Below are 13,155 nucleotides of genomic sequence, written 5' to 3'. Positions count from 1 at the left end.
CATAGATTTTTAGCTCAAAGTATTGAGCACTACGAATATAACAATTGATTTTTTTGCAAAGGGGAACGTTTATGTCTGAGCATACGTCGATTCATTTCGATCCAACAGCTTTACTCATCATTAAACATGAAATTGATCGTTCAATAAAACTGGTAGAAGGTGCGGTAAGTACCTTAATTGAAGAACAAACTCTCCCTTTTGGTATTGATGATGCATTAGAACAGTTTAAACAATGCACTCAAGTTCTACGTTTAATTGACGTTCCTTATCTTGCAAAAATCACTCAGTATTCAACTGAGTTGATGCAAAAAATTATTGCAAATCCAGCACAAATTAATACTGATGATGTCGTTGCCCTAAGCGAAGGCACGACCATGGTAAAGCGTTATATTGAATTTATCTGTTTGCGTGAAATACAAGTTCCACAATTTCTTCTTACGACTTTAAATAATTTAGAATTAGCTTTAAATAAGCCTCTAACTACATCGGGACAAGCTATTGTCCCTTTACTTGCAAATACTTCGCTTGAACTACCCTTGCCTGAAATATTAATTAAGGAAAAAACTCAATTCATCCATCAACTCTACAAACTCTCTCTACACCAATTTTTAAAAAAGACAGCCTCAGCTCAGAATTTTCAAGCCTTTAAACTTATTGCAACCTATTTGGTCAGCATGGCGAATACTCAGCCAAGCCAAAAATATTGGCAGCTCGTCAATTACGCTTTTAACCATATTGATGACCTCCTTTTAAATGATTCACGCCTACGTGTACTGATTAATATTGAAAGTCATATTGCTCTATTTTTGGCAGCACCCGAAAGTTTTCAACCTAATTTAGCGGCATTCGCAGATATTTTAAGTATTGTCATCGCTCAAGAAGATGAGATTGCTCACCTTATTCGTAACCAAATTCATATTGGTGATGAAACACCGACTGATACTCAATTACTCGTTTTAAGTCGCCATCTCTTTGGTCCTGACTTTGACACGATGCACACAGTCAGCCAATTAATCTTGGATGAAATGAATAAGGTACGAAACGATATTGAATACAACTACCAAAACATGTCGCCTGAAAAAGCACAGCAGCTACAAACAAGCCTTTTGCAGTTAGCTTATACCTTTAAACTCCTAAACCTTGATGAAGCCGCATCTGCTCTTTCTCAACAAGCCAGCAGTTTAAGTCAACTTAACATTTTAAGTGATGAAAACTATGCTCAGCAGCTGATGAACAGCATTTTATCTGCCATGAACTCAATTGGTATTTTGGTACGCAATTACACGTCAAATCGTCTACAACTTAGCGTGAATAATACGGCTATTTCTTTAGATCGCCTTGATGAAGCTCATCAGACTTTGCTTACCGAGACAAAAAATTTAATTGATTTTATCTGTCAGAGTCTTACGTTGTATGCCAATGATCAGACACAAAATATTGAAGCGATTGCAGGTTCATTAAAAGAGTTAGCAGGTGCAGCCGAATTTTTAGGAAGCACGACGCAACAACATGCTTTACTCCAAACTGCCCAATTTGTTCAAGAGCAACTTGAACAAAGCCAGCCTTTTAATACAGACCAAATTCACTGTATTTTTAACGTATTGGCAGGCATTGACATGTTAGTTGACAATTTAAAAAATAAACAACCTGTTCTACAATCCATGTTTAATGTAGCATTGTCGAGTAGTCAACAACTTCAAAAAAAGGCAGCTTAATGTCTGAATTATCACTTGCTTATATTTTCCATCATCAACAATTACTGGTTGACCAGAATCTCCAACTACCCAAAGTCGAAAAGTTAGCAAGTGATTTACTTTTCACTCATGATGAGCAAGTCATTGCACGTGACTTGCTTGCTGAGGAACCTATCCCCGAAGGCTTACAACTTGTCCCAATTCGCCAGCTTATTACCAGCTGGTCGAAAGAACAGTTTTTGCAGGCAAGCCGTGCTGTTCAATTACTTGAATGGCGACGTAACCATAAGTTTTGTAGCCACTGTGGACATCCGACAGAAGTTCATCCAACCGAATATGCAATGGTATGCCCTTCTTGTCGCTACCACCAATATCCTCGTGTAAACCCTTGCATTATTACCGTCATTACTCGTGGTGATGATGAAATCTTGCTGGCTAAATCAGTTCATAACAAAACCAATATGTATGGTTTGATTGCAGGTTTTGTTGAGGTGGGCGAAACACTTGAAGAGGCAGTACAACGTGAAGCCTTTGAAGAAGTCGGTTTAAAACTTAAAAATATTCAGTATATGTCCAGCCAGCCTTGGCCATTCCCAAGTAACCTTATGGTGGCATTTCGGGCAGAATATGAGTCGGGTGAAATTAAGCTTCAAGAAGAAGAAATTGCAGATGCCCAATTTTTCAAAATTGATCAATTACCTGAGATTCCGTTTAAAGGAAGTATTGCTCATTCAATGATTATGCAGATTACCCAAGCTGGGTAATCTGCCGTGTTTTTAACGAGACTCTCGTTTAAAACACTTCTTCGAGAAAATGTAAGATCGTTCTTTTCGTTCTGAAATAGTGGCTAATAAAGCTAGAAAGACTGGCCAAAATTGTAATATGTCCAGTTTTAGGAATCACAGCGATATGGCTGTGATTTCCACTCTGTCTTAAAGCCCGATCCAAATCCAACGTATTTTCTTTACCGACAAGCTGATCATTTTCAGCCATGAGCAAGTAATGTTTAATACTATTTTGATTGACGAAATAGTATGGCATCACCTCTTGATAAGAAATACTTTGATCAAAAGCATCTTCTGCAAGTGGATCACCCTTATAATCAAAATGATAAGGTCCAGCTAAACCAAAAATCGCCTTAATATTACCTAAACATTGAATAGGATTTGGTTTTGGGTGATAAACAGCAGACATTACATTAAATGCTCCTGCCGAATGTCCCATAAGCACAACATTTTCTGTAGAAATTTCTAGTTTGTCTTGGTTTTGATGTAAATAATTCAATGCCTGAGTCAGGTCATCAACAAAACTCGGAAAAATATTTTTAGGAGCTAATTGATAGTTGATAACTGCAACGTCATAGCCTTCTTTAGCAAACGTCTCACCAATAAAAAGATAATCTCGCTTATTACCATGTTGCCAAGCACCACCATGTACAAAAACAATAAGAGGCTGATGTGCTAGTTTTTTAACAGATCGATAAATATCCAAACGGTGACGCGGCTTTAGACCATAACGTACATTTGCGACCTGTTCAAAACCATCTTTTGGCGTAAAACGGTTTAAAGCAAAACTCCCCAAATCATAAAGGCGGAACTCTTTATAAAGAGTTCGCGCCTGTTCAATTTTACTTTGTAGTTGTTCAATCAGATTCATATATTACTGTGCATTCGAAGCTGGATCTGTTTGGTCAGGATCAATTGCAACAGGAGTTTGAACTGTTGGTTGAGCAATGACGTTATTAATAATTGGTGTAGTCGTTGCACTAGCAGTACTCGCCGCTGGCGCAGGTGCTAAATCAACGTTATCAATGAGTGTCACAATTTTGGTCACGTTACCAACATTTTGAAGCACATTATTTAAATCATTAATTTCAGCTGTATTTAAACGGCCCATCACATATAAAACACCATCTTCGGTATGGACAAGTACTTTACTGTCCGATACAACTGGCGCTTTCATTAAAAGAGCACGTGTATTTGCAGTTACACCAGCATCTTGCATGATCGTGTTATAGCTGACCTTATTACCCACGGTAATGTAGTTATGTACAGCTTTTACATCACTCATGGCTTTAAGATTGTCTTCTGCCAATTGTTTCAAGTATGGGTCTGGCACTTGTCCTGTTAATAAAACAGTACTATGGAAACTTTCGATATTAATACGTGATTGTTTAAAACGCTGATCAAGCTTATAGAGGTTAATATTCGCTGTACGTTTAATTGAAGAATCAATGAATACCTGACCTAAGCTACGTACACCACTATCTGTTCCGACTGGAGCTGTACCTGTTCCACCAGAAATAAAACTTGCGCAACCTGACAAACTTGCGACACAAAGCGCTGTTACAGCAATACGTTTCAACACTCCACCAGACTCCTATCAATCTCTTCTTGGCTTGATCATAAAACATCGGTTTTAATTTGCTCAAAAGAGTAATGAACTCTTAATCCAAAGTAAATGCATTTTCGATCCATTGCAGATCATAATGGAAATTTGAAAAGTCTTGCTGTACTGTTTTTGCAATTTTCTGTGGAAAATCAAAACAAATCACATCAAAACGACAATAAAAATCCTGATAAGATGGGTAGCGCTGTAAAAAACGCATCGCGGTTTTAATAATTTTCTTCTGCTTTGTTCTTGTCACCATTTCGCAAGCCTGTCCATAATTTCCTATAGTACGCGCCTTTACCTCAACAAAAACCAGTTCTTGTCCTCTTTTAACAATCAAATCCACTTCACCACGGCGTGAATGATAATTACTGGTTACCCATACATAGTTTTGCTTTTGCAACAGGTTTAAAGCCATTTGCTCCGCCCATTTACCCAACTGCTGCGCTAATAGCATTTTTATCTTCCCCAATGAAAAGCATCTCTAGATGTTTTTATAAATAAGTTATTTCGCTAAATCCACCCGTACTTTCTGATCTAAATTGAACAAATGAAAATCAGATCATTTTGGAAAAGCAAAGGTTGGCAGACATTGTTCACGCCCAAATCATAATTTCGGGTAAACTACCCCATTTAAATTGTTTATCTGTACGGAGTAAAACCAAATGAGTGCTCAGTTATTCGTTGTAGCCACCCCAATCGGGCACTTAGATGATATGACTTTCCGTGCAATTGATATTTTAAAATCAGTTTCTATTGTAGCCGCCGAAGATACTCGTCAATCTGCACAATTATTTAAGCACTATAATATATCGACTCAACTTACTGCATGTCATGATCACAATGAAAGTAATAAAATTGAGCAGTTAGTTCAAAAATTACTTGCTGGCGATAACATTGCTTTAATTAGTGATGCAGGTACACCGCTTATTAGCGACCCTGGTTTTAAGTTAGTTCGAGCTGCTCAAGAACATGGCATTAAGGTTGTTCCTGTGCCTGGCGCATGTGCTGCAATTGCCGCTCTAAGTGCAGTAGGTCTACCGAGCGATCGTTTTAGTTTTGAAGGATTTTTGCCATCAAAAGCTTCTCAACGTATTTCTCAATTAGAAAAACTCAAAAATGAAACCCAGACCTTAATTTTCTATGAAGCGCCCCACCGTATTTTAGAGTGTGTAAAAAATATGGCTGAGGTATTTGGTGAAAACCGACCTGTAGGTTTCGCACGTGAAATTACCAAAACTTTTGAAACCATCAAAAAAATGACTTTAAAAGATTTGGTCAGTTTTATAGAAAATGATCACAACCAAGAAAAAGGCGAAATTGTTCTTGTAGTTGGCGGTGCACCAGAAAAGACAGATCTGGAACAAGAAAAACTAGATGAGCTTTTAAAGCGCTTACTTCAAGATTTATCTGTTAAAGCGGCATCTCAACTGGCTGCTGATTTAACAGGAGTTAAGAAAAAAGTTGCTTATCAACGTGCGCTTGAGTTAACACAATCTTAATCTTTTGATTAAGCACAGTGATGAACAATAAATAGCCTTCATCATCACTGTGCATGAATTTTGCATAATAATATTAAAGATAAAAATAAGAGTATTTACATGATTGAACAGCTTGGAAAGCTTGGGCCGCATGAAGAGTGTGAACTAGAATTACTACTTTCAGGCGAGAAACCTATCGCTTTGTTTTATGATCTACTACCTATCGAGTTTTTAGAGCATCTCGAGCAAGGTACTTTATCTATGCTGAGTAAAGATATTGAAACCTCTTTACCTTTACCATTTTCAATTATGCTGATCTATAAAAATGCACCTTTAGCAAATTTAAATGAACTTGTGTTATGTATTGAAAAATTACTAAAGGAGACTCAGCTCGAAGATCGCTTAGAGCTTGACCGTAGAATCGGACAGCTTTTAGGTTACTCAGAACAAGATATAGAGTTTTATATTCAGCATGTTTCAAATTTTTATGCCCGCTCACGGACTTAAATTTATCTCAAGATATGTTTTGCTGACTGAACAATCGTCTCGGTTAATACATCAAGTTGCTGCGACTGTCTTTTCCAGTGGTGCCAATATAAAGGAACATCAAGTTGGGCTTCAGGCATAATATCAACAAGTGTTCCATTTTCGAGTAATGGTTGAACTTGAAGTTCGGGCACCATGCCATAGCCTAAACCTAATTGAATTGCTTTAACGAAAGCATCAGTTGCTGGAATAAAACTATAAGGATAACTTTGCATCGGTAAACCGTATCCTTTTAATAGAACCTCTGAATGCATTAAATCTTTATGGTTAAAAATAACTGCTGGCGTTTTTCTTAATGTGTCTCTATTCACTCCAGCACTAAACCATTTATTTACAAAATCAGCAGAAGCCAACATTTTATAACGCATTTTTCCTAGTGGTTGAGCTAAACAACCCGACATGACCTGCTCTTCTGCCGAAATACAGGCATTGACTTGTCCTGTCTCCAGAAGAGTGTGCGTGTGAGATTGATCATCAATTTTTAGTTCTAATACTATTTTTTCTTTAAAAAGCGTTTGCTGAATATTTGGTAAAAGCCAAGTAGCTAATGAATCTGCATTTGAAGCCAAAGCAATTTTATAAAATTCGGATTCAGATGATTTTCCCATTAAACCTTGTAATAAATTTTGCTCCATTAACCTCGTATGACGTAAATGTTGTAATAAAGTTTGCCCTGCTTGAGTGAGCACACACGGGCGCCCCCGTATAATTAGAATTTGTCCTAAATACTTTTCTAAAGCCTGTACGCGTAACGAAACTGCAGAAGGCGTAATATATAAATGCTCTCCTGCCGCATCAAAAATTCCCAATTCTGCTACTGCAAGAAAGGCTTCACATTGTTTGCTATCTAACATATAAAACCTAAATTTTTTTTAGCTAAACCTAAATATTCTTAATTTTACTTATTTCTTAATAAAAAGTCAGATAATTCCCACATCTGATTTTTTCACCTTATTGTTATGTTCTCTCTTAGTATATTTTTTAAAGGTTTCGGGATTGGCAGTGGGCTTATCGTAGCAATTGGAGCTCAAAATGCTTTTGTCCTAAAACAAGGACTTAAACAGCAATATGTATTTTGGTTGTGTTTAATCTGCGCTCTGTCCGACTCAATTTTAATTGCCTGTGGTGTATTAGGCTTTGCCGAAATCATGACGGCATCACCTATCTTAATTACCGTAGCTAAATATTTAGGGGCAACGTTTTTATTAGTTTACGGTGCCAAAGCATTTTATGCTGCATTTAAGACTACCCAAAGTATGGACCTTGATAGCAGTCAAAAACAAACATTAACTCAAGCATTAGTGACCTGTCTTGCCTTTACTTGGCTTAATCCTCATGTCTATTTAGACACTATTGTTCTGATTGGTTCAGTTGCAACTCAGCTTGAAGATAAAGTGAGTTTTGCTTTGGGCAGCATTCTTGCCTCTTGGGTTTTCTTTTTTAGTCTGGGCTATGGTGCAAGATTATTAAAGCCACTATTTACCAATCCCAAAGCTTGGAAAATTTTAGATTTCATTATTGGTTGCGTTATGTGGAGTATCGCTATAACCCTCTTGTTTTAACGGCTTAAAATTAAAAAAGGATCATAAAAAGATCCTTTTTTATTACTCTTTAGTATTACGCTTCACTGGCAACTATAACTCTTGCCTGTTTTCTTTCTTGTTGTGACTGTTTTATAACAGCATAGCCAGAAGATACACCCAAGTATGCAATGACAAAGGCAACAAATAAATCGGGAAATACACTGCCTGTTCCAAATACCCCAACCGCCGCTAAAATTACAGCAATATTAGCAATTGAGTCATTTCTACTGCACAACCAAACAGAGCGCATGTTGGCATCACCATCACGGAATGCATAAAGCATAAGCGCCACAGAAACGTTAGCAATTAGAGCCATTACACCAATTGCCCCCATCACCATTGGTTCGGGTGAAACACCATAAAAATACGACCAGACCACTTTCGCAATGACAAAAACACCGAAAGCCGCCATCGTTATTCCTTTAACTAATGCCGCTGTCGCACGCCAATATAAACTCATCGAAAGAACGACTAAAGATAGTGCATAGTTTGCTGCATCTCCGGCGAAGTCCAATGCATCTGCCCAAAGTGAAACAGATTGGGCCTTATAACCTCCCAATATTTCCACCACGAACATTAAGGCATTGATTACAAATGCAATCCATAAAGCTTTTCTAAAACGCGGACTCACTTTCTTTGAAGGAGAACATGTTGAAGCACAACCACATCCAGCCATTTTATTTCCTCAAAAACTCTTTTATAGTGATTAAAAACCCTCGAGTAGCTCCAGAGTCAAGTCTTATGAGTTTTTCTATTGGTCAATTATCAAAAAAAGCGGATATTCCAATTGATACGATCCGTTATTACGAAAAAGTAGGTGTGCTGGACCGTATTCAGCGCTCAGAAAATAATTATCGTGTTTACACCGAACAAACACTTGCAGACCTTTTATTTATTAAGCATTGCCGTGAATTAAATATTTCACTGAGTGATATTAAAACGTTAAAAGAAATGAAAACTCAGCCTAAACAGGCCTGCACAGAAATTGATAATTTAGTCGATAAATACTTAAAAGAAGTATCTGAAAAAATCGAACGATTATTACTTTTAAAAGAATCTTTGATTGATTTAAAACAGCATTGCTCTACCAATCGAACAGTAGATGAATGCGGGATCTTGAGAGAGCTTCAAAACTCTCCTTGAAAATAAAAAAAGCATCACTCATGTGATGCTTTTTAGGATTAATGGTCGCTATGTTCATCTGGAGGAACTTCAGTAATTCTCCCCCCTCGAGCTAAAAATGCGGCAACTTCATCTTCCAGCGCTTGGCGCTGTTTTTGCTTAGCAGTCACAGTCAGTGTTTCTGCCTCAGCAATATCAGTATCATTAATACTGCTTGCTTCTTCATCAGCTGCACCGCTTTCAGCTGCCTTCGCTTCATCTTCATCTACAGCAGAATCTTCTGCATCTTCATAATCATTGATATCTGACATTTTTCACTCCCCAGAATGATTTCTATTGCATCATCGCTATGGTTCTAAGACCTCAGAAATTTAGCAATCTCTTTGCATTTAGCAAAGAGCCAAATTGGTCAAATGTGTATCTTTTTCAACCCAATTGGTAATGATATATAAATGATTGTTTAAAAAATATCTACTGATATTTATTTAGACCAGTAGAGCATAAACTTCGTAATTATTTTAACGACTATACTGGGTGTTTTGTAAAGACCCTAAACCGTTTGCTTGTTGCATAAAACGCTCTTTTAAGAAGGAAATTTGTTCAACTTGCTTGAGTCCCACATTCCGAGCCCAGATAAATGGAAATAGCTCACTACTTTCCAACCAGCCAATTGCCGACATGCTATGCATCATTGCGTCATTTTGGCCTTTACGGCGATGCTCATAACGCAACAATGTCTGTTCATTTGCCCATACACCACGCGCTAAATCATGTAGTAATGCATCACAGAGTACAGCCGCATCTAAACAACCAATATTTACGCCTTGTCCAGCAAGTGGATGGATAACATGTGCTGCATCCCCAATTAAAGCTAAACCAGCTTTCACATACTGTTTTGCAGCGCGCGCTTTGAGCGGGAATTGGGCTCTTGAACGTACATCTAATACTTCACCCAACATATGTTGGCTTTCTCGAGTTAAAAGCCGCATAAATTCATGATCGGTTAAAGCAGAATATTCATCGGCATAATCATCAGGTAGTGTCCAGACAATTGACTGCCAGTAGCCATTTTCACTTTCTTCAAGACTAGCCATCGGCAAATAAGCTAAAGGCCCTGTAGGTAAGAAAATTTGACGAGCAACATGATTGTGGGGTTTAGATGTTTTAATGGCACAACTAATCGCTGCCTGCTTGTAATCTAAGACATCTAGATCAATAAAGGCCTGTTCTCGTACAAATGAATTGGCACCATCTGCCCCAATCAGCAGTTTTGTTTTAAGTGTCGTACCATCTGCCAATTGAATATGCCAACACCCAACTCCCTGCTCAATCCGAGTCACGCGAACTTGAGTGCGATAGTCTGTTAACTGCTCAAGCATTTTTTGTTGAATAGCAACATTCAACACACTTGGCTCAACCATAGAACCCAAGGTCTGTTCTGGCATTGGTCTTTGTACGGACTCGTGACCAAAATTAATTTCACCATAGCCATTCAGATTCCACACTTGCATGCCTGTATATGGCATTTGACGTGCTAGATCATCCCAAACATTAACAGTTTTAAGTAAATGAATGGTCGCTTGGCTCAGTGCTAAAACACGTGGGTTCATCACACTTAGTGTTTTTTCAACATCCAGTACAGGAGCAGCATCAAGCACAGTAGGCTGTACACCACCTTGCGCAAGTAATAAAGCTGTTAAACCACCAACCAGTCCACCACCAACAATGACAACATCTAGTACTTCACTCATGCTTTTAACCCCATTGCATAGTTCGCTACCAGTGGTTTAACACCCGGAATGACATCAAATGCAATTAATCCCGTATTACGAATTAATTTTAATAATGGATTTTGGTTACTAAAACCACGAACCACGGTGTCACAGAACTTAATTACTCGCTGTTGATCTGACAAACGGGCTTGTTCATAAGACAGTAAATTATCTGGGTTACCAATATCATCAGAAGCGGTTAGCTGATTCACTAAATAACGCACTAAAACATCCGCATCACGTAGACATAGGTTAAAACCTTGTCCTGCAACAGGATGGATTGTATGCGCCGCATTCCCCATTAAAATAACGCGTCCGACTGCTTGTTTATGTGCAAGCACTTGTGAAAGCGGATAACTAAAGCGTTTACCCGTCTTTTCAAATTTACCCGCTCTGTCACCATAAGTTTTTTGCAAAGCATCTAAAAAGTGTTGGTCGTTTTCTTCACCTAACCACTCACCTTCAGTGCCTTTTTTAACAGGCCATACAACCGAACGGCGATATTCGCCCGGTAAAGGCAATAAAGCTAAAGGACCTAATGCGCTAAAACGCTCAAAACCGACTTGTTCATGTGGTTTTGAAGTCTGAACGGTAGTGACAATTGCAACCTGATCATAATCATGAACATCTACACCAACGCCGATAGCCTGACGACAGAAAGAGTCACGTCCATCTGCGGCAATTAATAGCTTTGACTCAAGTTTTAAAACTTCATCACCACGCTTAGCCTCAATATGTACTTGCTCAGCATCTTGAGTTAAAGCAGTCACTTGAACGCCATCAATCAGCTCAATCAAAGGCTGCTGACGTACTTGAGTCAATAAAACACGACCGAGCCAAGCATTTTCAATCACCTGCCCAAAGCTTTCGACTTTTTCTTGTTCTGCAATTAATCGTGCCTTACCAAAACTGCCTTGTTCAGTAATGTGAACTTGTAGAATTGGAGTCGCGTGCTGCTGTAATGCATCCCATAACCCCAGCTTCTGATAAATCTGGACGCTACGACGCGATAAAGCCGTATTACGCGCATCGAAACTGGAATGATAAGGGGCAACATTTTGATCATCATAGTTTGGGTATTTCACAGCTTCTAACAGCTTTACAGCAATATTAGCCTTCGCCAGCATGAGTGAAAGGCTAAGTCCAACCATTCCCCCACCTACAATAATCACTTGTTGTTGCATCGAGTTGTGCTCCTTTGGCGAATACGTTTAATTATGATTTAGCTTGCGCCATTAAATGTTCAATATCTGCAATATTTTTAACTACATCAGCAGTTAAAACTCGCGGACCTTTTGATGTTGCGACCACATCATCTTCAATACGAATACCAATACCACGCCATTTTTTATCTACAGTTTCATCGTCTGGTGCAATGTATAGGCCTGGTTCAACGGTAACGACCATACCTTCTTCATATTGACGCCAGTCTTCACCTTTTTTGTAAGACCCGACATCATGTACATCCATTCCTAACCAATGGCCTGTACCATGCATATAAAACTGACGGTATGCTTCGGTTTCGATAAGTTCGTTAATATCACCTTTGAGCAAACCTAACTCAATTAGGCCTTCGGTTAAAATTTTAACGGCTACTTCATGAGGCTCACGGTACGAATTACCAATGCGTACTGCATCAATCGCCGCATATTGAGAAGCCAATACAACTTCATATAATGCTTTTTGTTCAGCACTAAACTTACCATTTACTGGAAAAGTACGGGTAATATCTGACGCATAGAATTCATATTCGCATGCAGCGTCAATTAAGACTAAATCACCGTCTTTAAGAGGTTGGTTATTTTCAACATAGTGCAAAATGCAGGCATTAGCCCCACCACCAACAATACTGTTATAAGACGGGACACAGCCGTTTTGCCCAAATATATAATTGAGCTCGGCTTCAAGCGCATATTCCATCATACCTGGACGCACCATTTGCATCGCACGAGTATGTGCCTGAGCACTAATTTTTGAGGCAATTTGCATCAGCTCAAGTTCTTGAGGTGATTTAATTAACCGCATTTCATCGACAATACGGTCGAGCTGTACCAGTTGAGCTGGAGCACCTTGATGTCGATGCTCAGCATCTGCTTTTTTAATCCACTGGCTTACTCGTGCATCAAATGCAGCATTTTGCCCAATCCGATAATAAAGCCGTTCTTTATTTAATAACTTTTCAATAATTTCTTCATCAAGCAGATCAATTGCATAAGCTTCATCTGCATCATAGTCTTCGATTGCACCGTCAATTCCGGCACGGTAACCATTCCAGATTTCCATCTCGCGGTTACGTTCACGGCAAAAAAGACTATAGCTATAGTCAGTTACATCCTCAAAAGTTTCAATAACTGCAACTGCTTCAGGCTCAGCAAAGCCCGTCAAATAGAAAAAACTACTATCGGCACGGAATTTATAATCCGCATCACGATTACGGTACATCTCCTCACGCGTTGCAATAATTGCAATACTGTTAGGATCCATTTTTTCTGCTAAACGGTCTCTACGATGTTGAAAATCAGCTTGAGGCAATTTCATAATGATCTACTTGATTTAGAATTTTAAA

The 13,155-nt window shown here is 38.6% G+C and carries 15 protein-coding genes; 6 read left to right on the top strand and 9 right to left on the bottom strand.

Going from position 1 to position 13,155, the window contains the following annotated elements; genetic code table 11:
* The first annotated feature begins 71 nt into the window (after nucleotides 1–71).
* Together J655_RS20055 and nudC are read left to right on the top strand one after the other, a co-directional pair.
* A complete protein-coding gene (locus J655_RS20055) occupies nucleotides 72–1,715 on the top strand; it encodes a hypothetical protein (RefSeq protein ID WP_032005915.1) in 1,644 nt (547 codons plus the stop codon).
* A complete protein-coding gene (nudC, locus tag J655_RS20050; protein ID WP_005070517.1) occupies nucleotides 1,715–2,458 on the top strand; it encodes an NAD(+) diphosphatase in 744 nt (247 codons plus the stop codon). Before J655_RS20055 ends, nudC begins: the two co-directional genes overlap by 1 nt.
* Before the next feature lie 28 nt (nucleotides 2,459–2,486).
* On the opposite strand, the gene J655_RS20045 is transcribed toward nudC, so the two are convergent.
* The 3 genes from J655_RS20045 to J655_RS20035 all read right to left on the bottom strand — a co-directional run bounded on the left by J655_RS20045 (nucleotide 2,487) and on the right by J655_RS20035 (nucleotide 4,542).
* Complete coding sequence (locus J655_RS20045) at nucleotides 2,487–3,350, bottom strand: alpha/beta hydrolase (RefSeq protein ID WP_002117650.1); 864 nt, start codon at nucleotides 3,348–3,350, stop codon at nucleotides 2,487–2,489.
* A gap of 3 nt (nucleotides 3,351–3,353) precedes the next feature.
* Nucleotides 3,354–4,061, bottom strand: coding sequence for a BON domain-containing protein (locus J655_RS20040; RefSeq protein WP_002117601.1), 708 nt, complete (start codon nucleotides 4,059–4,061; stop codon nucleotides 3,354–3,356).
* A 79-nt stretch (nucleotides 4,062–4,140) separates the two neighbouring features.
* A complete protein-coding gene (locus J655_RS20035) occupies nucleotides 4,141–4,542 on the bottom strand; it encodes a YraN family protein (protein WP_032041991.1) in 402 nt (133 codons plus the stop codon).
* 208 nt (nucleotides 4,543–4,750) lie between these two features.
* On the opposite strand from J655_RS20035, the gene rsmI reads away from it, so the two are divergent.
* The gene (rsmI, locus tag J655_RS20030; RefSeq protein ID WP_005075551.1) at nucleotides 4,751–5,587 is read left to right on the top strand and encodes a 16S rRNA (cytidine(1402)-2'-O)-methyltransferase; all 837 of its coding nucleotides are present in this window, start codon (nucleotides 4,751–4,753) and stop codon (nucleotides 5,585–5,587) included.
* A gap of 99 nt (nucleotides 5,588–5,686) precedes the next feature.
* Complete coding sequence (locus tag J655_RS20025) at nucleotides 5,687–6,073, top strand: hypothetical protein (RefSeq protein ID WP_032005908.1); 387 nt, start codon at nucleotides 5,687–5,689, stop codon at nucleotides 6,071–6,073.
* A 2-nt stretch (nucleotides 6,074–6,075) separates the two neighbouring features.
* Here the strand turns inward: J655_RS20025 and J655_RS20020 are convergent, their stop codons facing one another.
* Nucleotides 6,076–6,966 (bottom strand): LysR family transcriptional regulator ArgP, encoded by an 891-nt coding sequence (locus J655_RS20020; protein ID WP_032052889.1) that lies wholly within the window; start codon nucleotides 6,964–6,966, stop codon nucleotides 6,076–6,078.
* Nucleotides 6,967–7,071: 105 nt separating this feature from the next.
* On the opposite strand from J655_RS20020, the gene J655_RS20015 reads away from it, so the two are divergent.
* Nucleotides 7,072–7,674 carry a LysE/ArgO family amino acid transporter gene (locus tag J655_RS20015; RefSeq protein WP_002117603.1) on the top strand — a complete coding sequence of 201 codons (603 nt, stop codon included), beginning with the start codon at nucleotides 7,072–7,074 and terminating at the stop codon, nucleotides 7,672–7,674.
* A 55-nt stretch (nucleotides 7,675–7,729) separates the two neighbouring features.
* Here the strand turns inward: J655_RS20015 and J655_RS20010 are convergent, their stop codons facing one another.
* On the bottom strand, nucleotides 7,730–8,371 hold the full coding sequence (locus J655_RS20010) for a cation transporter (RefSeq protein ID WP_005802881.1): 642 nt from the start codon (nucleotides 8,369–8,371) through the stop codon (nucleotides 7,730–7,732).
* Between the two features lie 65 nt (nucleotides 8,372–8,436).
* Between J655_RS20010 and J655_RS20005 the strand changes: the two genes are divergently transcribed.
* A complete protein-coding gene (locus tag J655_RS20005; RefSeq protein ID WP_002117526.1) occupies nucleotides 8,437–8,838 on the top strand; it encodes a MerR family transcriptional regulator in 402 nt (133 codons plus the stop codon).
* A 38-nt stretch (nucleotides 8,839–8,876) separates the two neighbouring features.
* Here J655_RS20005 and J655_RS20000 read toward each other — a convergent pair whose 3' ends face one another.
* From J655_RS20000 to pepP, 4 genes are all read right to left on the bottom strand, one after another.
* The gene (locus J655_RS20000; protein ID WP_002117665.1) at nucleotides 8,877–9,128 is read right to left on the bottom strand and encodes a hypothetical protein; all 252 of its coding nucleotides are present in this window, start codon (nucleotides 9,126–9,128) and stop codon (nucleotides 8,877–8,879) included.
* Between the two features lie 207 nt (nucleotides 9,129–9,335).
* Entirely contained in the window at nucleotides 9,336–10,568 is a 1,233-nt protein-coding gene (locus J655_RS19995) for an FAD-dependent monooxygenase (RefSeq protein ID WP_032005903.1), read from the bottom strand.
* The gene (gene ubiH / locus J655_RS19990) at nucleotides 10,565–11,773 is read right to left on the bottom strand and encodes a 2-octaprenyl-6-methoxyphenyl hydroxylase (protein WP_032052887.1); all 1,209 of its coding nucleotides are present in this window, start codon (nucleotides 11,771–11,773) and stop codon (nucleotides 10,565–10,567) included. The genes J655_RS19995 and ubiH overlap by 4 nt, the downstream gene beginning before the upstream one ends.
* Before the next feature lie 31 nt (nucleotides 11,774–11,804).
* Complete coding sequence (pepP, locus tag J655_RS19985; RefSeq protein ID WP_032052885.1) at nucleotides 11,805–13,127, bottom strand: Xaa-Pro aminopeptidase; 1,323 nt, start codon at nucleotides 13,125–13,127, stop codon at nucleotides 11,805–11,807.
* Nucleotides 13,128–13,155 lie beyond the last annotated feature (28 nt).

It is taken from the genome of Acinetobacter sp. 1294243 (assembly GCF_000588015.1).
GTDB lineage: Bacteria > Pseudomonadota > Gammaproteobacteria > Pseudomonadales > Moraxellaceae > Acinetobacter > Acinetobacter pittii.
The sequence above is the reverse complement of the archived record's forward strand: the minus strand, read 5'-3'. Positions and strand labels throughout refer to the sequence as shown.